Source organism: Psychrobacter nivimaris (genome assembly GCF_904846365.1).
In the GTDB taxonomy this organism is placed as follows: domain Bacteria; phylum Pseudomonadota; class Gammaproteobacteria; order Pseudomonadales; family Moraxellaceae; genus Psychrobacter; species Psychrobacter nivimaris_B.
The window spans coordinates 1-22,831 of record NZ_CAJHAL010000035.1 but is presented as its reverse complement, the minus strand read 5'-3'; the positions used below and the strand labels follow the sequence as shown (position 1 = coordinate 22,831).

At 43.7% G+C, this 22,831-nt stretch carries 20 protein-coding genes; 9 read left to right on the top strand and 11 right to left on the bottom strand.

The window, feature by feature from the left end:
- Positions 1-3 precede the first annotated feature (3 nt).
- The gene (locus tag JMX63_RS12550) at positions 4-1,737 is read left to right on the top strand and encodes an anthranilate synthase component I family protein (protein ID WP_201572712.1); all 1,734 of its coding nucleotides are present in this window, start codon (positions 4-6) and stop codon (positions 1,735-1,737) included.
- 152 nt (positions 1,738-1,889) lie between these two features.
- Here JMX63_RS12550 and hisC read toward each other — a convergent pair whose 3' ends face one another.
- The 8 genes from hisC to JMX63_RS12510 form a co-directional block, all read right to left on the bottom strand.
- The gene (hisC, locus tag JMX63_RS12545; RefSeq protein ID WP_201572710.1) at positions 1,890-3,023 is read right to left on the bottom strand and encodes a histidinol-phosphate transaminase; all 1,134 of its coding nucleotides are present in this window, start codon (positions 3,021-3,023) and stop codon (positions 1,890-1,892) included.
- Between the two features lie 74 nt (positions 3,024-3,097).
- Positions 3,098-4,393 carry a histidinol dehydrogenase gene (hisD, locus tag JMX63_RS12540; protein WP_201572708.1) on the bottom strand — a complete coding sequence of 432 codons (1,296 nt, stop codon included), beginning with the start codon at positions 4,391-4,393 and terminating at the stop codon, positions 3,098-3,100.
- Between the two features lie 251 nt (positions 4,394-4,644).
- Positions 4,645-5,337 (bottom strand): ATP phosphoribosyltransferase, encoded by a 693-nt coding sequence (gene hisG / locus JMX63_RS12535; RefSeq protein ID WP_101205353.1) that lies wholly within the window; start codon positions 5,335-5,337, stop codon positions 4,645-4,647.
- 94 nt (positions 5,338-5,431) lie between these two features.
- The gene (gene murA / locus JMX63_RS12530) at positions 5,432-6,700 is read right to left on the bottom strand and encodes a UDP-N-acetylglucosamine 1-carboxyvinyltransferase (RefSeq protein WP_201572706.1); all 1,269 of its coding nucleotides are present in this window, start codon (positions 6,698-6,700) and stop codon (positions 5,432-5,434) included.
- Positions 6,701-6,811: 111 nt separating this feature from the next.
- Positions 6,812-7,057, bottom strand: a complete 246-nt coding sequence (locus tag JMX63_RS12525; RefSeq protein ID WP_197411851.1) for a BolA/IbaG family iron-sulfur metabolism protein — start codon at positions 7,055-7,057, stop codon at positions 6,812-6,814.
- Positions 7,058-7,227: 170 nt separating this feature from the next.
- A complete protein-coding gene (locus tag JMX63_RS12520) occupies positions 7,228-8,223 on the bottom strand; it encodes an alpha/beta hydrolase (protein WP_201572704.1) in 996 nt (331 codons plus the stop codon).
- 235 nt (positions 8,224-8,458) lie between these two features.
- Positions 8,459-9,259 (bottom strand): BON domain-containing protein, encoded by an 801-nt coding sequence (locus JMX63_RS12515; RefSeq protein WP_201572702.1) that lies wholly within the window; start codon positions 9,257-9,259, stop codon positions 8,459-8,461.
- Positions 9,260-9,526: 267 nt separating this feature from the next.
- Positions 9,527-10,012 carry a YraN family protein gene (locus tag JMX63_RS12510; protein ID WP_201572700.1) on the bottom strand — a complete coding sequence of 162 codons (486 nt, stop codon included), beginning with the start codon at positions 10,010-10,012 and terminating at the stop codon, positions 9,527-9,529.
- 143 nt (positions 10,013-10,155) lie between these two features.
- Between JMX63_RS12510 and rsmI the strand changes: the two genes are divergently transcribed.
- Together rsmI and JMX63_RS12500 are read left to right on the top strand one after the other, a co-directional pair.
- The gene (gene rsmI, locus JMX63_RS12505) at positions 10,156-11,112 is read left to right on the top strand and encodes a 16S rRNA (cytidine(1402)-2'-O)-methyltransferase (protein WP_201572698.1); all 957 of its coding nucleotides are present in this window, start codon (positions 10,156-10,158) and stop codon (positions 11,110-11,112) included.
- A 53-nt stretch (positions 11,113-11,165) separates the two neighbouring features.
- On the top strand, positions 11,166-12,185 hold the full coding sequence (locus JMX63_RS12500) for an adenosine kinase (protein ID WP_201572696.1): 1,020 nt from the start codon (positions 11,166-11,168) through the stop codon (positions 12,183-12,185).
- Positions 12,186-12,297: 112 nt separating this feature from the next.
- Here JMX63_RS12500 and JMX63_RS12495 read toward each other — a convergent pair whose 3' ends face one another.
- Both JMX63_RS12495 and nfuA read right to left on the bottom strand, forming a co-directional pair.
- Positions 12,298-13,635, bottom strand: a complete 1,338-nt coding sequence (locus JMX63_RS12495; RefSeq protein ID WP_227673331.1) for an O-acetylhomoserine aminocarboxypropyltransferase/cysteine synthase family protein — start codon at positions 13,633-13,635, stop codon at positions 12,298-12,300.
- 247 nt (positions 13,636-13,882) lie between these two features.
- Complete coding sequence (nfuA, locus tag JMX63_RS12490; RefSeq protein ID WP_057761762.1) at positions 13,883-14,566, bottom strand: Fe-S biogenesis protein NfuA; 684 nt, start codon at positions 14,564-14,566, stop codon at positions 13,883-13,885.
- Between the two features lie 584 nt (positions 14,567-15,150).
- Between nfuA and JMX63_RS12485 the strand changes: the two genes are divergently transcribed.
- The 4 genes from JMX63_RS12485 to JMX63_RS12470 all read left to right on the top strand — a co-directional run bounded on the left by JMX63_RS12485 (position 15,151) and on the right by JMX63_RS12470 (position 19,782).
- Positions 15,151-16,140: an alpha/beta fold hydrolase gene (locus tag JMX63_RS12485; RefSeq protein ID WP_201572694.1), complete on the top strand. Its 990-nt coding sequence runs from the start codon at positions 15,151-15,153 to the stop codon at positions 16,138-16,140.
- Positions 16,141-16,278: 138 nt separating this feature from the next.
- The gene (locus tag JMX63_RS12480; RefSeq protein ID WP_201572692.1) at positions 16,279-17,346 is read left to right on the top strand and encodes a bifunctional nicotinamide-nucleotide adenylyltransferase/Nudix hydroxylase; all 1,068 of its coding nucleotides are present in this window, start codon (positions 16,279-16,281) and stop codon (positions 17,344-17,346) included.
- 184 nt (positions 17,347-17,530) lie between these two features.
- On the top strand, positions 17,531-18,928 hold the full coding sequence (locus JMX63_RS12475; protein ID WP_201572690.1) for a nicotinate phosphoribosyltransferase: 1,398 nt from the start codon (positions 17,531-17,533) through the stop codon (positions 18,926-18,928).
- Positions 18,922-19,782, top strand: coding sequence for an SGNH/GDSL hydrolase family protein (locus JMX63_RS12470; protein WP_201572688.1), 861 nt, complete (start codon positions 18,922-18,924; stop codon positions 19,780-19,782). Before JMX63_RS12475 ends, JMX63_RS12470 begins: the two co-directional genes overlap by 7 nt.
- Positions 19,783-19,896: 114 nt before the next feature.
- Here JMX63_RS12470 and JMX63_RS12465 read toward each other — a convergent pair whose 3' ends face one another.
- The gene (locus JMX63_RS12465) at positions 19,897-20,175 is read right to left on the bottom strand and encodes a type B 50S ribosomal protein L31 (RefSeq protein ID WP_057761772.1); all 279 of its coding nucleotides are present in this window, start codon (positions 20,173-20,175) and stop codon (positions 19,897-19,899) included.
- A gap of 503 nt (positions 20,176-20,678) precedes the next feature.
- Between JMX63_RS12465 and JMX63_RS12460 the strand changes: the two genes are divergently transcribed.
- Both JMX63_RS12460 and JMX63_RS12455 read left to right on the top strand, forming a co-directional pair.
- Positions 20,679-21,278 (top strand): YceI family protein, encoded by a 600-nt coding sequence (locus JMX63_RS12460; protein WP_201572686.1) that lies wholly within the window; start codon positions 20,679-20,681, stop codon positions 21,276-21,278.
- A 232-nt stretch (positions 21,279-21,510) separates the two neighbouring features.
- Complete coding sequence (locus tag JMX63_RS12455; protein ID WP_201572684.1) at positions 21,511-22,602, top strand: GNAT family N-acetyltransferase; 1,092 nt, start codon at positions 21,511-21,513, stop codon at positions 22,600-22,602.
- Positions 22,603-22,831: the final 229 nt, after the last annotated feature.

The window sequence follows — 22,831 nt, the reverse complement described above, 5'->3', positions numbered from 1 at the left end:
CCCATGCTTGTATCAAATCACAATACAACTGAGCAGACAGATTCTGCGCCATCGCCAGCTAGCAAACCTAGCTGGCGTTTTGGTGATTTGTCTGCTGCAGAGCTGATGCCGCAGCTACAGCGTCACTTGCTCGCTCAAGATATTAGAGCAAACTGGCAACTTATTTGGCTTAATAATAATGGTCGACCCGTGATTGGTTTACTCCCAAAAGTCAGTTGGTCTCTATATCCCAATGATGAGCAAGATTCTAGTGATTTACACAATATTTACAAGGTGATTAAGAGTTTTCGTAGTACTGGCGTGCGTCGCGATACCGATGTAAATAGCGATGATCATAGTTATGCTGGCACGACAGCTTATATGAGCTATCTAGAGTGGCAAGAAGAGCTAATCGCTTATAGTAAGGCTCAAGAAGTTAATCACGACACCTCATATATCAATAACGAAGAAAGACCGAAACCCAGTTATTATCATGGGCTAATCGGTTTTATTGGTTATGATATTGCGGCCCATGAGCTAAGCCCTGCCGATAGGATTGAATTGGCAATGCAGCCGTGTGCTTCGTTGGGACATTATGATATTTATCTAACACCTACGGCACATACTGATACAGGTTGGGCGTTAAAGACTCATCTAACTAACGATGACACTTCTGAGAGTATTGGTCATCAGACAAACGATAATTTTATAACGACTCTTACCTCTTACCTAGACGAACTGGATCGAAAACTGTCTGATAAATATCTCAATAAACCACAGTTTAAAGATGCATCAAGCATCACTCCCCTAGTTTTAAGTCCGCGATGGAGTAAGCTTGATTATCAACAAGCATTTAATCGCACACAAGACTATCTACAACAAGGTGACTGCTATCAGATAAACCTGACACAGAAATGGTCTGGCAGTTTAGCGCGTGAAAATAACGATGTTCAATCAGCCTTTTCGCTTATTGACTATTTGCCTGCGCTATATCGCAATACCAAAGCACCTTTTGCAGGATATATGAGCGTTGATAGCAATGATGGTGATTACCTAAATAGAAGCAGCAGCTTTAACACAGATAGCAATCATTTTGAATTGTTAAGCTGCTCACCTGAGTTATTTTTTACATTCACTAGAGAAGTTGATACTGGCAAACACTCTATTCGCACCAAGCCTATCAAGGGAACCATGCCGCGAGGTACGTCTAACGAGCAAGATGAGCGCTATAAACAGCAATTGGTCAATAGCGAAAAAGACCGTGCCGAAAATGTCATGATTGTCGATTTACTGCGTAATGATTTGGGCAAATACGCCAAAATTGGCACTGTGAAAGTACCACAGTTATTTGCAATTGAGAGCTTTAGTAACGTGCATCATATGGTGAGTACCATTACTGCTGAGCTAAAAGCTGATACTCATCCGTTGGCTGTATTGTTTGGTAGTCTGCCTGCTGGCTCTATTACTGGCACACCAAAAAAACGCGCCGTTGAGATCATCGCTGAGTTGGAGTCTACGCCACGCGGTGCCTACTGTGGCACTATGGGTTATATGAACTTTGATGGTAGTGGTCAATGGAATGTGCTCATTCGTACTTTGCAAGCCAACGCTTTGTCGAATGATGACTGTAATAAAGAAAGACACGTTAACCTGTGGGCAGGTGGCGGTATTACGGTCGCATCCGATTGTGATGCTGAATACCAAGAATGCTTAGATAAAGTAGGTAATTTATTATCAGTACTTGCTCAAAAAACCTAAGATAGCGAACTCAAATATTATTGCTAATTTGAAATTAAAAAAGCCTGCCAACGTTACGTTAGCAGGCTTTTTTAAGACTTATCGATAGTAGTGTGCGTTATGAATAAAGAGACGTACCTATCAACATTCTATATTAAGCTATCAATATAATATTATTCAGCAACAACGCTAGCATCGACTTGCAAGGCTTTTAGAGCATCAATCAAACGCTCATTCTGCTCTGCTGTACCGATGGTAATACGCAAGTAATCTGCAATACGCGGCTTATCAAAATGGCGAACGATAATGCCCTGCTCGCGTAACGCACTCGCTACATCGCTAGCATTGCCATCTTTTGGACGAGCGAATACGAAGTTTGCATGTGACGGTAGGACCTTATAGCCCAATGTCGTCAATTCTGCTGTTAGCGACGTACGTAAATCAATGACTTGCTGACGGGTTTGCTCAAAGTATTCAGTGTCTAATACACTCGCAGTCGCCCCAGCTTGAGCCAACTTATCCAGCGGATAGCTGTTAAAGCTGTTTTTCATCCGTGTAAGTGCTTCAATCAATGATGCATTGCCAAAGGCCATACCAACGCGCAAACCAGCAAGCGAGCGTGATTTTGAAAAGGTTTGGGTCACGATAACGTTATCACACTCATTGATTAAGCTCACCGCTGAGACTGGAGCATCTGCATTGCTTTCATCTATCTGAGCAAAATCGATATACGCTTCATCAATAACAATGACCGCATTAGAATGCTCACTCGCAAGTTTGCGAATATCAGCAAGTGATAATAGCAAGCCCGTTGGCGCATTAGGGTTGGCGATGATAATACCGCTACAAGGCTGACGATAAGCATCAGGGTCAATGCTAAAGTCTTCCTCTAGAGGAATCTGTACAAGCTCTACACCGAACGTCTGCGCATATACAGGATAGAAGCTATAACCAATATCAGGTGATAGCAGCGGACGCTCTTTTAAAAAGAAGCTCGCAAATACTAACGCCAAGACTTCATCGGAGCCATTACCAACAAATACTTGATTGATATCAAGATTGTATGACTGTGCTAATGCAGCACGTAGGTCATTAGATTCAGGAGCAGGATACAAACGTAGTTCATCAGCTTGCTGCTCTAAAACCTTAGCAATAGCCTCCCCTACTTTTGGCGAGGGTGGAAATGGGTTTTCATTGGTATTTAGTTTGCATAGATTGTCGTGTTGCGGCTGCTCACCTGGAACATAAGGTGACAAGTTGCGCGCTTTAGACGACCATAGTCTGGTGTCTATCTTTGACTCACTCATAAATTATCCTACTATTAGCCACAAAGACTATTAAAAATAAATATCAAAAGTAAAAGCTAAAAATTCAAAATCAATTACTGATAACGATAACGAGCTGAACGCGCATGGGCTTCTAAGTCCTCACGCTGCGCTAAAATATCAGCTGTCTCAGACAAAGGTTTACTGCCGGATTCACTGCAATAAATGATGGATGATTTCTTTTGAAAATCGTAAACACCTAACGGCGAAGAAAAGCGCGCCGTGCCTGATGTTGGCAGTACATGATTTGGCCCTGCACAGTAATCCCCAATAGCTTCGGGCGTATGACGACCCATAAAAATAGCGCCGGCATGACGAATATCATTCAATAGTGTGTCAGGATTATCAACAGATAACTCTAAATGCTCAGGAGCAATACGATTGATAAGCGCCATACCTTCGCTACGATCTTTTACCAAAATCAGTGCACCGCGGTTCTGCAATGAGTCACGCGCGATATCTGCTTTTGGCAGTTCAGCCAGCGCTTTTTCTATCTCAAGTGCTACTTCGTTGAGCTGCTCTTCGCTAGTCGTCACAAAGATAGCTTGTGCAATACGGTCATGCTCAGCTTGTGACAATAGATCCATCGCTAGCCAGTTCGCTCTATCTTGTGCTTCGCCTTCTGCATATACCAATACTTCTGAAGGTCCAGCAATCATATCAATACCAACTTGACCAAATACCGCGCGTTTGGCTGCGGCGACATATTTGTTGCCTGGTCCTGTAATTTTGTCCACGGCTGGGATGGTTTCAGTGCCGTAAGCTAAAGCAGCTACAGCTTGAGCGCCACCAATAGTAAAGACGCGATCGACTTGGGCCAAATGAGCCGCTGCCAATACTAAAGGATTGAGCACACCTTTAGGCGCTGGTACAACCATGATAACTTCAGTGACGCCAGCTACCTTAGCAGGAATGGCGTTCATCAATACTGACGATGGATAAGAAGCCAGACCGCCTGGTACATAAATCCCAACGCGATCAAGTGGTGTGACTTTTTGACCCAATCGGTTGCCTAGCTCATCCTCATACTGCCATGTTTCTTGTACTTGGCGCTCATGGAATGTCTGTACCCGAGTCGCTGCTGTGGTCAATGCTATCTTTACTTTTTCATCAAGATTGGCAAACGCTTCAGCAAGCGCTTCTTTAGACAACTCTAACTCTTGCATCGACGTTGCTGGATGTTGGTCAAACTGCTGAGTCAATGCCAATACGACGCTATCACCATCAGCACGTACTTGGGCGATGATATCGTCGACGGTATGTAATAGTTCAGCATCATTGACTGTTTCAAAGGCAAGCAATTGTGTTAATTGACTATCAAAATCGGCATCTTGGGTACTTAACTGGCGCATGACCTAATCCTATATCTGAGCATAAAGTAGTGCTAAAAATGAACGGTTTGGAACTGAGTAAAGTAGATTTGTACGGTAAGAGTATTGCGACTTATTCGATGTCTTCTTATTTGAATTTTACGATGTTTTTATATTTTCGCAAGCTAAGACAACAAAACCAGTTTAGCACGCTACGTCACTCATAGCCTGCTAAACTGGTTTAAAAATTTGTATAACCATGCTTTATATTACCAATGACTTGCACTGGATAATTAGCTATTGGCGATACTATTTTTAAAGCTATCTAAGATTGGTTCTAGTAATGCAAATTTGCGCTTATAGCTCACTTGATTGACAATCAGACGTGATGAAACATCACAAATATGATCGCGTGCTTCAAGCCCATTGGCGCGCAGTGTGTTACCTGTATCGACCACATCGACGATCAAATCACCCAAGCCGACCAATGGCGCAAGCTCCATCGAACCGTAAAGTTTGATAACATCAACCTGTTGACCTTGGCTTGCAAAATAAGCACGAGCGACATTGACATATTTGGTCGCGATACGCAGGCGACGATTTGGCAGCGGTGCATCTTTCACGCCGGCAGTCATCAGTTTGCACTGGGCAATCTGTAGATCAAGTAGCTCATAAACATGATTGGCACCATGCTCAAGTAGCACATCCTTACCTGCCACCCCAAAGTCAGCAGCGCCATGTTCGACATAGGTCGGCACGTCGCTGGCACGCAAAATCAATACACGTACATTTGGATTTGAGGTTGGAAAAATAAGTTTACGTGACGCTTCAGGATCTTCTAAAAGATCAACGCCAGCTGCACGTAACAGTGGCATGGTCTCTTCTAAAATGCGGCCTTTTGATAAAGCCAAGGTTAGACCTGAAAACTCATCGTTTACTTCGTTTAATAAACCGCTGGCTGGTAAAGATTTGCTTGTCTCAGTCATAATGACATCGTGTCCATGTGCAGTCCCCTACTCAAAGGGGAGTTTTTAATTTATAACGTAATATGGGTAACAGTCGATATTGAGTCAATCAATATTAAGCGTTGGTATTAATACGCTCAATGTTCACGCCTAAGCTACGCAGCTTGTCTTCAACATGCTCATAACCACGATCGATGTGGTAAATACGGTCAATCAGGCTCTCGCCTTCAGCGGTCGCCGCTGCCATTACCAATGACATAGATGCGCGTAAATCCGTCGCCATCACTGGTGCTGCAGTAAAGTTTTCGACACCTCGTACTACGGCAGTGTGACCGTCAACCTGAATAGACGCGCCCAAACGATTGAGCTCTGGTACATGCATATAGCGGTTTTCGAAAATGTTTTCGATAAAAGTACTCGTACCGTCAGCTAAGCAGGCAATCGCCATTAGTTGAGCTTGCATATCCGTTGGAAAACCAGGATGTGGCTGGGTACGAATATCAACCGCCTTCGGACGGCCTTTCATTTGTGCGCGAATCCAGTCATCACCTGTCGTAATAACCGCACCCATGTCTTCGAACTTCTCTAGCACTGGCGTCAGCAATAGAGCAGATGTTTTTTTGGTCAATACATCACCACGTGTCATCAAGGCACCAGCAAGGTATGAGCCTGTCTCAATACGGTCAGGTACAACTGAGTACTCACAGCCGTGTAAACGCTCTACCCCTTCGATGGTCATCGTTGACGTACCGATACCGCTTATTTTGGCACCCATCGCAACCAACATATTGGCCAAATCAACCACTTCTGGCTCTAACGCACAGTTACCTAAAACAGTGGTGCCTTTGGCTAGTGCTGCTGCCATGATGACGTTTTCAGTACCGCCGACGGTAATCATATCAAATGAGAAATTACAGCCTAATAGCTTACCACCTTTTGGTGCTTGAGCTTTTACATAGCCATTCTCTACACTGATCTCAGCACCCATCGCTTCAAAAGCTTTTAGGTGTTGATCGACAGGGCGTGAACCAATCGCACAACCACCTGGTAGTGAGACTTCGGCTTCGCCAAAACGTGCAAGTAACGGCCCGAGTACCAAGATTGACGCGCGCATGGTTTTTACCAAATCATACGGGGCATAGAAGTTATCAATACTCTTGGTATCACACGTAACCGTATTGTCTTGCTTTTGGATTTTGATACCCATGCCACTGATCAATTCAATCAACGTTCGCACGTCTTGTAGTGACGGCACGTTATGCAGTGTCGTTGGAGTCTCAGCCAATATCATAGCTGCGAGTAACGGCAAAGCGGCATTCTTGGCGCCTGAGATGGTGACTTCCCCTGCGATACGACTACTACCAGTGATTAAAAATTGATCCATAAAGGTGACAACCTAGCGATGAGTATAGAAAATTATGAAAACCAGAATTACGACTTTCAACCATGCATATGGCCGATTCAGTAATATCTAGTCATATAGACAGCTATTTAATTAGCCTTTTGATTGAGCGTCCCACTCAGCAGGCGTCAGCGCTTGGATATTGAGTGCGTGAATATCGCCACTCGCAATCTTATCATTAACTAACGCATATACTGCTTGCTGACGCTGAACCGCGCGTTTGCCTTCAAAGCTGGCATCGACCACGCGTACGTCAAACTTATTACCTTGGTTGGCAGCTTGAATAAAAGCGTCTGGGAAGTGAGTCTGTAAAAATGCGATCAAATCGTCAGCGTTCATGCTCATAAAATAGTCTGCCTTAAAGTTTAGAATAGGGTATAGATTTAAAGTGATGACATTATAACAAGAGTTTGCATATCTTACAGTACTGTCTTACTCAAGTGTGTTTGAGCATTAAGACAGTGATATAAATTAAATGGTCAAAAGTCGTCGACATGCATAGTGATAAGCTATTTGAGCGTTTTATCCAAGTACGCCGACACTTGCGCACGTACATCATTGACCCAGCGTAGTGGCGGTGCCATCGCACCAATACTGGTTGCGTGACTGGCCCCTTCTATTTCGCCCGTTTCAACGGTTACGCCTGCTTTTTTAAATGCTTCTGTCATTTTGATTGTATTAGTCACATGTACAATTTCGTCTTTTTCCGCCGTTAATAATAAATATGGTGGCTGTGCCCCTTTAATCTGACGATCTGGCATCACCTGATCAGGCGTGGCATCGGGGCCAAACGCTGTTGCACTACTGAACTTACGGAAATCATAGCTATAAGGACCCGCAATCCCAATAACGGTTGCAATATCCGTTGGCTTGATACCATAAGGCGCCAAAAAGTCTTCGTTCGCAACAGCGGCTACTGCATTAAACGCGCCAGCAGAATGCCCCATCACCGCTAGGCGTGACGGATCAGCATGGAGACTGGTCGCATTTTCAATACTCCAAGCAATCGCTTGAGCCGCATCTTCGACATAATCAGGATAGACGTGTTCAGGTGCTTTACGGTAATTAATCACTGCGGTGACGTAACCTGCTTTGGCTAAGCTCTGACCGACAAATGCATATTGTTCTTTATTGCCACTCTCCCATGAACCACCATGGACAAATACCACCATAGGATAGCTAGTATTAATAGCACTTTGAGATTTCATTGCTTGTGCTAGCGGTTTTGGATAATAGATATCTAGGTCTTGTGAAGGCTGATCACCGTATAAGATATCCTTACTCACCCCAACGCCACCACTAGAAGTAATCCCATTGACGATAGCCAGCGGTGATAGTGCCTGTGCGTTTTGCGTGGCTAACGCGATACTGCCCAATGCCAATATTGCCGCACCACCAAATCTCAATGTTCGTGTTTTCTTATGAGCAGGTTTATTGTGTATGCCTATATTACCAATGACGCTTGTTTCTTTATTTGGTTGTATATTTGCCTGTGCATCCTTCATAACCAGTATCCTATTATATTTATTTATCAATCAGTAGTAACAGGCTAACAGCGATAATGGTTCATCCACTAGCCAATGATGTTTTGATATTAGTATCATTGACTAACACGCTGACTCTGCTACGTTTTACTATTGATATAGTAACCACTGGTCAAAGATTTCTCGTGCCTTTACTGTTATCACTATTTAGGCTTATTGTGATTAACGTCATTTATCGCTTGGCGAACTAGAGTGCCTACTGGTTCTGATAAAGGTCGATGTAAGGGCTTGAAGACGGCTGCGTAGTAGTGGCCTCTTCTTCCGTTATGACGATAGGCGTTGCCGTGCTGATAGTAGTATCTTGGGCAGCTGGCACTACTGCAGGATTGGCCAAATTACTCTCGTACATGATGTCATCATTATTTATTTTGATACCTCTATCGTCGACGACAGTTGTCAGCAGTACCAACTCAGTGACTCCAACAGTGCCATTGGCGATATCAATCAAATGACTCTGCTGAGTGGGTGTCATACGGCCCATAATATAGACCACACCATTATTAGTAACGGCTTTGATTTGTGACGCACTCACACCATCGCTGGCGGCTATTTTGGCCAGTAGCTTTGAAGTGATATAGCCATCATGAACCGTTGAGCTATACCCTTTTGACGCACTCACTTCCATCTCATTGTAGACACGGCGTACATCTGGCATAGAGCTAACGACTTTTTCTACTTCTGCTTTGAGCGTTTCAGTTGGCACTTCACCTGTGAGCAGTACTTCGCTATTGAAGCTATCGATACCCATACGACTGGTTTGCTGCAAGTCTTCTTTTAGCCCGTATATATTGATTTTGGCAGTATGTTCAATACTACGATCGAGCAGACGCTGCGGAATCGTGCGCTCAGTCATTGGCACACCATAAGTCCCTTCTGTACTGTTGGTCAGATAGTTGGTGGCACAACCTGTACTGACAACGCAGGCAGCAATCATAATGCCAGTCGTAATACGGCGTGATGAACCAAAAATAGCAGTGCGCAAATGCATCCGTGTCATTATTTACCTCTTAGAACATGGTTGTGACAATTTTATAAATTGAACAAATCTTAATCTAGGTCGTGTCTTTATTTTGAAGAAAACACGCTCTAGTAGTGACGAGCTAAACATAGCTATAAGCTAATACTGTATCTGATTTATAGGAAGTTGACTATAACCGCTACTTTACTTAATTTTGGCCATCAGCGGTTAGCTTTTTAGTAACGAACCTTACTTGTCAGATGCGGTTAGATGCTTCACTTGGCAGTATCTATCTTATTTACTCTATTACCAAGCACTGGCTATAAAAGCATTTTGAATCCATTCTGGTTGAGGGTCTAACTGCTCATTTCTTGAATTTGACTTACTCATCGTGTCGTAAGCAATGACATCAAAGCGGCAATCATAATGAGCATACTCAGGATACTGCTGCAAAAAGGACTGCGCTGTCTTAATAACTTTGCGCTGTTTGCTTGCTGTCACGCTGAGTGCCGCATCGCCATAATTCGAGGACTTGCGCTGGCGAACTTCAATAAATACTAGTGTTGACCATGCTGAACCTGTCTCAATCATGACCAGATCCAGCTCACCTACTTTTGGCTGTTGCCAATTTTGTGCGACCAACCTCAACCCTTGCGCTTGTAAATACTCACACGCCTGCTGCTCAAACAGGCTGCCTTGGCGTTGTTTTGGTGAGGTTAAGATTAAGGGCTTATGGTTCGGCATAAGGTTAATTGGTCTGATTAACATTTGAGAATTATCATAGCACAACATGCTAAACTAGCCACTTCTGCGCATTCTACTCTCAAAATCTATTGGTTCCCTCACCCATTATCTGGCTGAAAAACCATAGATAACGACTGTACATACTAGCGCACTATCATTTTCTAACGTCTTTTTAACGACCCGAGGTTTTCATGTCTACCCCTACTGCGATGCCAGCTTGTCTCTATATCGTTGCCACGCCGATTGGCAATATGTCCGACATGACAACGCATGCAATTGACGTCTTAAAGCAGGTTGCCATTATTGCCTGCGAAGACACCCGCACCTCAGGTAAACTACTGTCACATTTTGGCATCGATACCAAAGGCAGCAAAGGTGACGAGACAAAAGACTCAGAGACTCGTCCTGTCAAAAGTAGTATCGAAAATGATGACACAACTGCCAAGCAAAAAGGTCACAATAAGCTATGGGCCTACCACGAACATAATAGCGCCATTCAAACGCCCAAAATTATCGAAATGATTAAGCAAGGTCATTCGGTTGCCTTGATTAGTGATGCAGGTACACCTCTAGTCAGCGATCCAGGTTATCAACTGGTGCAAGCCGCGCATGAAGCTGGCGTGACCGTATCACCTATCGTTGGGGCTTCTGCTGCAATTGGTGCATTGTCAGTAGCAGGATTGCCTTCTGATCGATTTAGTTTTATTGGGTTTTTGCCCGCCAAAACCCATGGTCGTCAAAAACAGCTGAGCGATCTAATCGCACGTACTGAAACTTTAATCTTTTATGAAGCGCCGCATCGTATCGTAGCTAGTCTAGAAGACATGGCAACGATATTTGGTGCAGACCGCGCAGTGACTTTTTGCCGTGAATTAACTAAAACCTTTGAAACGGTACACAAGAGCACCCTTGGCGAGTTGGTTGAGTTTGTCAAAGCAGATGACAACCAGCAACGTGGCGAGATAGTCGTGGTCGTCGCTGGCGTCGGTGTGGCAAAAGATACTGACGATATCAGTACGCATGATAAATTGCTACAGCGTTTGCTAGAGGATTTATCAGTCAAGAAAGCGGCCGCACTGGCCTCTGATATCACTGGCGTGAAGAAAAATGCGCTTTATCAGCGTCTGCTAGAGTTGCAAGCTGACTAGCTTTTAATCATAAAAAGATAACTGTTTATAAATGAATTGAGGAGAGATAAGCAATGTACGATGTAATGGCAATAGGTAATGCGTTGGTTGATCACGAATATGTGCTGTCAGATGCGGCACTAGAAGAGACCGAGCTGACCAAAGGTAATATGACGCTGGCTGGTATTGAAGAGCAGCAGCAACTACTGGCTTATTTTAAGCTGGCTGAGATTGAGCCATCAAAACAAGCAGGCGGCGGATCAGCAGCCAATACTATGTTTACCTTTGCCAGCTTAGGCGGTAAGCCTTTTTATGCTTGCCGCGTCGGTGATGATGATCAAGGGGCATTTTATATCAGAGACTTGCACGAAGCAGGTGTCGCAACCTCAGACAAATCTATCCATGCAGGCGGTGTGACCGGCTCATGTGTGGTTGCCGTTACTGAAGATGGCGAACGCACCATGCAGACTTATCTTGGTACTTCAAGTGAGATTGTCGCTGACAATGTTGATTTTGACGCGTTGACGCAAGCAGATTGGCTATATATAGAAGGCTATCTAGCGATGTCTGAGAGCATCCAACCAGCGATGACTCAATTACGTCAACAAGCCGGTATTCATAATGCAAAAATCGCGGTGAGCTTTGCTGATCCTGCAGTAGTAAAATTTGCTAAAGACGGCTTGCTTAATATGCTCGGCAACAAAGTCGCAGTGATATTCTGTAATAGCGAAGAAGCCAAGCTATTCACCGATAAAAAACAAGTCAAAGCAGCGGCGCGTGCCCTGCTTGAATATTGCCAAATTGCCGTCGTCACTGATGGTGCCAACGGTGCAGTCATCGCGCACCAGCCTAATGACGAAGCAGAAATTGAAGTCCATGACGTTGCAACACCAGCAGTGGCCAATGTCATCGATACCAATGGTGCAGGCGATAACTACGCTGGTGCTTTCTTATATGCATTATCGCAGCAGTATAGTCTGCCCGAATGCGGTCGTCTTGCCAGCGAAATATCAGCACAAGTCATTCAGCAGTTTGGACCGCGTCTTGCCTCGCAGGATTATCGAGATATCGCGCAGCGTGTACTGTCTGCTTAATCGTTAGACACATCTGTTGGACGCAAAACAAAAAGCCCATATCAAACCGATATGGGCTTTTTTTATATTAGACTTGCTTAAACAGTTTGCTCAATTTAATAAGCGCTTGTTATTAAGCAGAAGCTAGTGCTTGCGCGAGATCGGCTTTAATGTCTTCGATATGTTCGATACCAATCGACAGTCGTACCATGTCCGTACTAACGCCTGCATTTTCTAGCTCTTGCTCATTTAACTGACGATGCGTGGTCGTCGCTGGATGGCATGCTAGTGACTTCGCATCACCAATATTTACCAGACGAGTAATCAGTTGCAGCGCATCAATAAAGCGCGCCCCAGCTTCCAGACCGCCTTTCACCCCAAAGGTCAAAATAGCAGAAGGCGTGCCCTTCATGTATTTTTTGGCAAGCTCGTGCTCAGAATGGTCAGACAGACCTGCATATTTAACCCAAGCAACTTTATCATGATCACGCAGATATTCTGCAACGGCTTGTGCGTTTTGCACGTGACGCTCCATACGTAGACTTAGCGTCTCCATACCTTGCAAGATACCAAAAGCATTGAGCGGGCTGAGTGCTGCCCCAGTATTACGTAATGGCGCAACGCGGGCACGAGCGATAAAGGCTGGCGCGCCTACATCCTTGACGAAATTCACCCCATGATAGCTGTGATCTGGCGTGTTCAATAGTGGGAAACGCTCAGGATAATCACCCCAAGCAAACTTGCCACTATCGACAATTGCACCACCGATTGACGTACCCGTTCCGCTCATATATTTGGTCAATGAGTGAACCACGATATCTGCACCGAACTCAAACGGACGGCATATCGCTGGCGTCGCCACCGTATTATCAATCACGACAGGTACGCCGTACTCATGGGCGACATCACTGAGCGCTTGAATATCAACGATATTACCTAGTGGGTTACCGATACTCTCGGCAAACACCATTTTGGTTTTATCATCAATCAAGTCACGAATGGCTTCAGGGTCTTTATGATCGAAGAAGCGCACTTCGATACCTTGACGCGGCAAAGCATGGGCAAACAAATTGTAAGTACCGCCATATAGCGTTGATACAGCGACGATATTGTCGCCTGCTTCACAAATGGTCTGAATCGCATAAGTGATGGCAGCCATACCAGAAGCTACGGCAAGCGCACCAATACCGCCTTCTAGTGCAGCCACACGTTCTTCTAGCACCGCGTTGGTCGGATTCATGATACGAGTATAGATGTTGCCTGCGACTTTTAAATCAAATAGATCTGCACCATGCTGAGTATTATCAAACGCATATGAACTGGTATGATAAATAGGCACGGCGACTGCTTTGGTTGTTGGCTCTACACTATAGCCTGCATGAATCGCTAAGGTCTCAAGACGTTGAGGGGTTTCTGTTTGAGGAGTTTCTGATTGCTGGGCTGTCTGCTGGTCTGCTGATCCATCACTCATAGTACATTCCTTTATTTTGATAAAAGATGATTTATTGACGACGTATCGCTCGAAAACCACCTTAGAAAACTGTCTGCTAAATCATAGCAATAAAAAAAGCTGAGTTCATCATAACTCAGCTTCTTTATTAAAAGAATAGCAAAATACTCATCTCTTCATGACAAATATTCATAAGCAGCAAACCAAACAGGCATAGCTATAATAGCCACCTTTATAGCAGCCACTTTGCTTTTATCCACTCTTATTTTTATTTGTAGTAAGCATTCTCTGTACGAGTATGGTCAGTTTCATCAACCACTTGGGTCAACTCTGGAATTTGCTGTTTCAACTGTACTTCAACACCTTGGCGTAAAGTCATATCAACCGCTGAACACCCTTGGCAACCACCGCCAAATTTCAATACAGCGGTTAAACCAATGCCTTCTTCATCAATCAGCTCAAGCAACTGTACGTCACCGCCATGTGCTGCCAAGCCAGGGTTAATCTCTGACTGCAATACATAGTTGATACGCTCTTCGACACTGGCATCAGCGCCTACTTTAGGTACTTTAGAGTTTGGCGCGCGGAAAGTCAGCTGACCACCGAAACGGTCTTTATTATAGTCGATGACCGCGTCTTCTAGATAAGGTACTGACGCCGCCTCAATAAAGGCAGAGAAGTTTTCATACGTAAAACGCAAATCAGCGCTGTCTTCTTCGCCCGGCTGGTTATAAGCCATGCAACACTCTGCACGCGGCGTACCAGGATGCTCAACGAAGATACGCACACCGATACCATCGGTATCTTGCTTAGATAACAAATCTGCCAAGTAGCCTTGAGCTGACTCAGTGATAGTAATGTTACTTTTCGCTTCGACTTGCTCGGTATCTAGGGCTGATTCATAGCCAGCAGTTTGGTCTAGTTGGTTATCAGCTTGGTTTTGCTCACTCATAATGTTTCCTATGCGTTATGACACAAACGCTATATCTATTATGGCTACTGTGTCGTGAATTTGGATTTTTAAAATGTTTACGATTTATATAAGACATGCAGACTGACAATGATTGATATTTATTATTGTATGACATTGGTCGACATGAGTATAAAGTTTAATCCGTCTATAGCAGTCATTATACCTGAATCACACATCAATTCCGACCACGCTACTGCGAATTGAAGTGAGGCTATGGCAAATGGTCGTCATTGGTTTTTTTAATGATGCTAACAGGTCGCAAAGTAATTCAATATTTAAACCATGACAGATAAACACGCTGAATGATTGTGTAGGCTGCCAAGTTATTCTCTATATAAAGACAGCGGTACCATTTATCAAGCGCACTCAGCGTTTTCGATATGCCATACCGTTCACATCTAGTCCGAGCAAGTCATCTGGTTTTGACGTAGTATTGTTAATTTGAATGATTGTGCGCAGTAGCGTTATGAGCATGGTAGCTTTTAATTGTCTTGTATAAATATCAGCTTGTATAAATATCGACTTGTATAAAGATTAAGTATTTTTTGGATAGGATTATTTTTATGATGACACGGACGTTGCACCTAGTAACTACCAAGGACGATGAGAAAATTGCCGTTTGGAAAGTAGTTGATAATTCAGAAGAAGATACGATAGCTAACACGTCAGAAAACAGCCTGCCTGACATCACACCGCAAAACATATTTTTGACGCATGGTACGTTTTCTGACAAGCAAACTTGCCTAAAAATCGCCGAATATTTTGCAGGGCTTGGTCATCATTGCTACATCATGGAATGGCGCGGACATGGTGATAGCTCACTACCGAAAGAAAAATTCAACTTTGAGACTGTCGCCACTTACGACTATGAAGCGACTTTTCGTTATTTCTTTGAAGAATTAACGCTCAATAACCTGCATTGCGTTACTCATAGTGGTGGCGGTGTTGGTTTGACCATGTTTCTCGTTCAAAACCCAAGCTATATCGATAAGGTCAATAGCATCAGTATGTTTGCCTGCCAAGCTTTTGGTGCAGTAAAGGACTCGACCAGCTACGCGAAAATCCTTACGGCCAAGATAGTCACTCGGTTGGTCGGCTTTATACCCGCTAAGCAATTAAAGGTAGGCCCTTTTAACGAAAGTTACTATACGATGACTCAGTGGTACGATTGGAATTTGCGTAAAAACTTTAAAAGCAGCTTTTTAAAAAAGGCTAATTTTGATAAAGGTAGAGCGAATATAGACGAAGTGAACGAAAGCATTAATCAGCAGAAAAGTACTGGCGATGACTTTATTGACTATCGACAGCATATGCCACAGATTACCATCCCCGTTTATTCCATTAGCGCAAAAGGCGATACCTTCATATCCCCTACTCACGGCTGTCGTTTGTTTTTTGATGGCTTTAACAATTCAATCAATATCTTTCGAGAGTACTCGCTTAGTAACGGCGATTTAGATGACTATACACACAGTCGCATCATGATCAGTCGTAACGCAGCCACAGAGATTTGGCCAACAGTAACGGCATGGATAGAAAAGCATGCCAGTTAAGTAAATATATCTATTGGACGATTTCGATAATGACACACCCCTAAACATCTTTGTACTTGTCAGCAAGTCATAGGCTGTGTCAGTATTAGCGTCATCAATTTTTAATCAATAAAAATAAGTCGTAGGAAGTTGGCGTCTATGAGTGAATTATCAGAGCAACAGTCAGATAAGCAGAACCTAGATCAGAAAAGCAGTAAACACTACCGTTATCTAGTCTTTATCGGTCGCTTTCAGCCGTTTCATGCTGGCCACAAAGCCGTCATTGATGAGGCGCTAAAACGCTCAGACGAAGTGATTATGCTGATCGGCTCAGCCAACTTGCCACGTAGCTTACGCAATCCATTTAGCGTCGCTGAGCGTGCCGCAATGATCAAAGGCGCCTACTCTGAAGAAGAAGCCGCACGCATTCACTGTGTTGGCTTAGATGATGCGCTCTACAATGACACCCGCTGGCTACAGTATGTGCAGGCAGGTGTAAAATCTGTCACTGGTGACTTGCAGACGGATATTGGCTTGATTGGTCATTCAAAAGACAGCTCATCGTACTATCTGTCATTGTTCCCCAACTGGGACTCTGTGTCAGTGCCCAATTATCATAACTTATCAGCCACGCCGATTCGCGACAGCTACCTGATGGGTGCCACGCCGACACCTGAGCGTACGCCTGAGTCGACGCGTAACGTCCTCGATGCATTCAAACAAACTGAAGACTATCATCAGCTGCATGAAGAAGCAGACTTTATTGATAAATACAAAAGACAGTGGGAATCAGCACCATACCCGCCTACCTTTATGACAGCCGATGCATTGATTGTACAGTCGGGACACATCCTACTGGTTGAGCGACGCAGTATGCCAGGACGCGGACTGTGGGCGCTGCCGGGTGGATTTCTAAATCCAAAAGAGACGCTGTTTGATGCTTGTATTCGTGAACTGCGCGAAGAAACTCGCCTCAAGGTGCCTGAGCCAGTATTACGCGGCTCCTGCCATAGCCAACATACCTTTGACGATCCATATCGCTCAGCGCGTGGTCGCACCATTACTCAAGCGTTTTATTTTCAGCTCAAAAACGATCCAAAAGGTCTGCCAAAAGTAAAAGGTGGCGATGATGCGACCAAAGCATTTTGGTTACCATTGGCTGAGCTCGATGCGAAGATGATGTTTGAAGATCACTATGCGATTATTACTAAAATGGTTGGCTTGTAGTTCATTTCTATTCGTTTTTTTAGCAGCTTTTTTTAATAGCTACTTGAGCAAATTATTATCAATAACAGCTATCACTAAATATCGTATTAACAATTTGATACCAATGCCGATAGACGGCAATCAACCACCGCCACTGTTTTTTTATTAAAGCAGCTGCGGCATTTCAAAGCAGAGGAGTTCTGTGATGTATACCAGTAATCTAAACAATTTAATCTTAAATAGTGACAGCTATAAGACCTCACATTGGGTGCAATACCCGAGCAGTAGTGAGTATCTGTCAAGCTACATTGAAGCGCGCAAAGGCGACTACGATGTGGTGTTCTTTGGCTTGCAAGCATTCATCAAAGAGTACTTAAGCACGCCTATTACTCATCAAGATATCGATGAAGCCGAAAAGGTGATTCAAGCGCATGGCCTAACCTTCAATCGTGCTGGTTGGGAGCATTTAATTGAAAAACACGACGGCTACTTGCCACTGCGCATCCAAGCCGTGCCCGAAGGCAGTATTGTACCCGTGTCCAATGTAGTCTGCCAAGTGATCAATACCGATCCTGAGTTTTACTGGCTACCCAGCTATATCGAAACGGCTCTATTGCGTGCGATTTGGTACCCATCCACGGTCGCGAGTGTTTCCCACTATTGCAAAGACATTATCCGTCAAGCGTTAGAGAAATCAGCGGACAATACAGAGTCCCTGCCTTTTCGCTTGCATGACTTTGGCGCGCGTGGTGCATCGAGCCAAGAAACGGTTGCACTTGGTAGCTTAGCGCATTTGGTCAACTTTGCTGGTACTGACTCGATGACAGCGCTTATAGCTGCTAGTCGCTGGTATCAGATGGGCGATGATATGCCTGCTTTCTCTATCCCAGCGGCCGAGCACAGTACCATGACAGCATGGGGACGTGATGGCGAGACTGCTGCTTTTCATAATATGATTGAGCAGTTTGGCGGTAAAGACAAAGCCTTTTCGGTCGTTTCAGATAGTTATGATTTATGGAATGCCATCGACAATATCTGGGGTGACGCCTTAAAAGACGAAGTCAAAAATATGGGCGGCACCTTGGTCATTCGCCCAGACAGTGGCGAGCCTACCAAAGTCGTCCGTGAAGCGTTAGAGCGCTTGGCGGTGAAGTTCGGTACGACTGTAAACAGCAAAGGCTATAAAGTGCTGCCCGACTACGTACGTATCATCCAAGGTGATGGCATCAGCCCGCAAAGCTTAAGTAAAATTATTGATGTAGTAATCAAAGCAGGCTTCAGTATAGAAAACGTGACGTTTGGTATGGGCGGTGGTCTATTGCAGCAAGTAAACCGCGACACCATGAGTTGGGCGATGAAATCTAGCGCTATCTCTATCGATGGCGCATGGAAGGATATTTATAAAGATCCTGTCACTAGCCGCTCAAAACGCTCGAAAAAAGGACGATTGGCACTGGTAAAAGACGACAGCGGCCAGTTAACAACCATAAAAGAAAATGAGATGAGCGACCCAACTGACAATCTATTACGTAATGTCTATGTCGACGGTAAATTGTTAATTGAAGACAGTCTTACGACTATTAGGGAACGTGCAGGATGGTAGACACTAATAAGCTGACATCGGTCGCAAGAGACGTCTTACTTGCCCCTGTCTACCTCTATCAAGGTCGAAAAATCAAACGTGATACAGTTCGCTTGCCTGAACCACATGGCGAAAGGCACGGCATGATTGAGCTGCCTCAAGCGAATAATGAGGTATCAACGCAAGACGCTAAGACATTTAACCTTATGGTCGTTGGCGATTCAGCAGCAGCAGGCGTGGGTAGCCAGACCCAACAAGAAGCGTTGGTCGGTAAGCTCATACCGATACTGGAACAAAACAAAGCTATCCAAGCAAACTTTGCTCGACTCAATTGGTCATTGCAAGCGACAACAGGTCATACCAGCTTTGATATTCTACGCAGGTTATATGTCTTACCTGCTCCTGAGCAGTCTATCGATGTGATGTTGCTAAGCGTAGGGGTCAATGATACGACGTCCAATGTCTCTGTGCATAAATGGCAACAACAAATTGAAGACATTATCAATATTGCACAGCGCAAATTTGGCGTACGAGAATTGGTTTTTTTAAGTTTGCCGCCGATGGCGCAAATGCCTGCAATACCTGCTCCGCTCAATAACTTTGTGGGTGCAAAAGCATCGGTACTTGATGGGATATTGCAGCAAGTCTGTGCGGCTCATGATGGTGTCACCTATATGGCAACCGACTTTACGCGGATGCTAGAAGAGCATGCAAATGGCTCGGCTATCGATATCAATGCGATGTTTGCCAGTGATGGATTTCATCCTAGCAGTCTGATGTACGGCTATTGGGCGCAGCAAATCGTAGAGACTATTATTCAGTTACTGGATTCTATTCAGTTATTGGACTCATCTACTACTGAGTTTGAGCGCTAAAAAACTGGATAGAGTATCATTTAGATTATAAAAAATTAAACCCAATAAAAAAACCGCTGAATAATCAGCGGTTTTTTATTGCTTAACGAAATATATTTACACCATAAGTGCAAATTATTCAGCAGCGTCTGCAGCTTTCTTGCTACGGCCACCAAATGCGCCAAAGCGTTTGTTGAAGCTTGCAACACGACCTTCAGTAGAAGTTTTACGTTGCTCACCAGTATAGAATGGATGCGACGCACTTGAGATATCAAGTGGGTAGTATGGGTATTCTTTACCTTCGTATTCACGAGTCGCTTTAGTCTTAGCAGTTGAGCGAGTCAAAAAGAACACGTCAGCGTTAGTGTCGTGGAACAAAACTTCTTGGTAATTAGGATGGATATCTTTACGCATAATATACTCTCTAGGTCCGATGTATGTACAACGTCTAAATACAACACCATCGATGATGTATCAAACAAATAATGACATACGTAACTGAGGCACTAAGGACATTACAAGTATGGCAACTGCGTCACTGGCTTATTCCAGCACCCAACACCACCCTTCTGTTCGCTTAGCCTTTCCCCAGCGGGAAAATTAAACCGCGATTTTAACGGTTTTTGAGTCTAGACGCAAGCAGCAGTTGTGATAGAGATATGTGATAAGTTGTCAATGATAAAGTAATGGTATTGAGATAAGCGATTGATTATAGTACAGTAATAAAGTTAGTTAAATTAATCAATGATATCTACTATTGTAGATAATCTAACTAAATACAACCTTAGCTCTTAATTATACATAGTATGCTTAAAGGGTACAGCTACGCGATACAAACTTCATTTAAACATCGCTACTAGCAACTCATTTACTTCTCAACCACCCATAACTCAATTAGATTAAATAAGGATCATTTAATGATAAATACTAAAATAAGCACGGCTACCAAAGCACTATTTATTGGCTCAGCATTAGCAGTTACTACCATGGCAAGCGCTGCACTACCAACTCAGTGGGAATTAGACGACTCACATACTCGCGTCGGATTTTCTGTCAGTCACTTAGGGTTTTCAACCACCATGGGTCATTTTAGTGATGTCGAGGGTATGGTGAATTATGATATGAAAACACCTGATAAAACCAGCATGAACTTTACCATTGCGACTGACAGTATCGACACCAATTGGGATGCTCGTGACAAGCATCTAAAGACGGATGAGTTTTTTAATGTAGCAAAATATCCAACCATGACTTTCAAATCTACTCAGGTCAAATTCATCAATCCACAACAGGCCAAAGTAACGGGTGACTTCACTTTGCTTGGTCAAACCAAACCACTAACCTTAGATGTCACGTTGAACAAAATCGCTAATAGCCCTCTTACTAAAGAGCCAGTCGTTGGTTTCCGTGCCACTGGTACACTTGATCGCGCCGCTTATGGTATGACCGCTTACGCTGACGGTATCACGACCAACGTTCCTATCCAAATCGATGGCGAGCTAGTAGAAAAGAAATAACTGTAAGCTTATAGCTCTCTAATAGCTTTCGACCAGAACGAGAAAAGCAGCCTACCCTCATTTATAGAGGCAGGCTGCTTTTTTATTTCCCATAGATTCTTCTACACGCTAATTATATATATTCATTATTTTACATAAAAGGTTTTTATATACTTGAAGGCTTCATACTTTGTTGTTATATTCATATATACGGATTTACGAATATATAACGCAATACTGAGGGAGCAGCAACGTGGATACAGTACAAGTTGATTACATAGCGATAGATGCTGAGTGGGATAAGAAGGTATCAAATCATCATTTTGATATATACCACTTATCTGGTTGGATTGCGGCCTCAGCTGTCATCGATAAAGGCAAACCTCAAGGCATCATCGCTCACTATAAAAACAAGGAAGTATTGTTACCCATTATAATTAGAGACATTGACTCAGAGCACTGGGATGCTACTTCCACTTATGGTTACGGGGGGCCGTTGATGGACAAAACCCTCACCGATGCCGAGTTAGACATCATACTGGATGAGATAAGAGCTTTTCTTTGCGAGAGAGGCTGCGTGTCCTTATTTATGCGGTTGCACCCGATTATTAATAAAGAATGGATACCTACAGTTGGCAAAGCACTTACTCACGGACTGACCTTGATGTCTGATTTGAGTAAGTCAGAAGAAGAGCATTGGAGCGAAACACAAAATCGACATCGCCGCGGTATCAAAAAAGCCATAAAAATGGATGTCGTGACAAAAACAGAATACTTAACTCGGCAGAACGCGATGGTGTTTTCAGACATTTATAAAGAGACAATGCGACACGTCAAGGCCAGTGATTATTACTTCTTTGATGATGATTATTTCTTTAATTTGCTTGAAAACCTTCAAGAAAAAATACTATTGATAACTGCCTATCAAGACGATAAAGCGATTGGGTCTTCTATATATACGCTCTGCCAAGAGTCTGGCATTATGCAGTTCCATCTTGGCGGTACGCTGAACGCTTATACACATCTACAACCTTCTAAACTTATCACTCATGTCGCTCGTAATTGGGGACGAGAGAACCGTTATGAAGTGCTACATCTTGGTGGCGGCGTTGGCTCCAATTTAGATTCTTTATATGAGTATAAAAAAGGCTTTAGCTCGCAAGAGTTACTATTTAAGACTTACAGGCTCATCGTCAACGTAGCAAAATATACAGAGTTAGTAGCTGATATCTGGTTCACGGAAAGTGATCTGCTCTCAGACTTTTTTCCTTTATATAGAAAAGAGCCTAGCAAAGAAGAAGTGTTAGAGACCATTCAGGTTGAGCCTTTAGCAAAGGTGACATAGGACAGATTGCATCTAATAATAGAGAATATATACAAGGTAGTATTTTCGATAATGGACAATAGAACCAAGCAAATAAAAAGCAGCCTACCTCTATAGAGGACGGAGCCCATCCCAGATTCTGTGTAACTGCCATTTAGATTAAATGCCTGCTTATACGATCATCAAACATAATCATAAAGCGATTCAGAGCAGACGTCCAGTTACGGATGGGCATCGACCACTTTTTGGA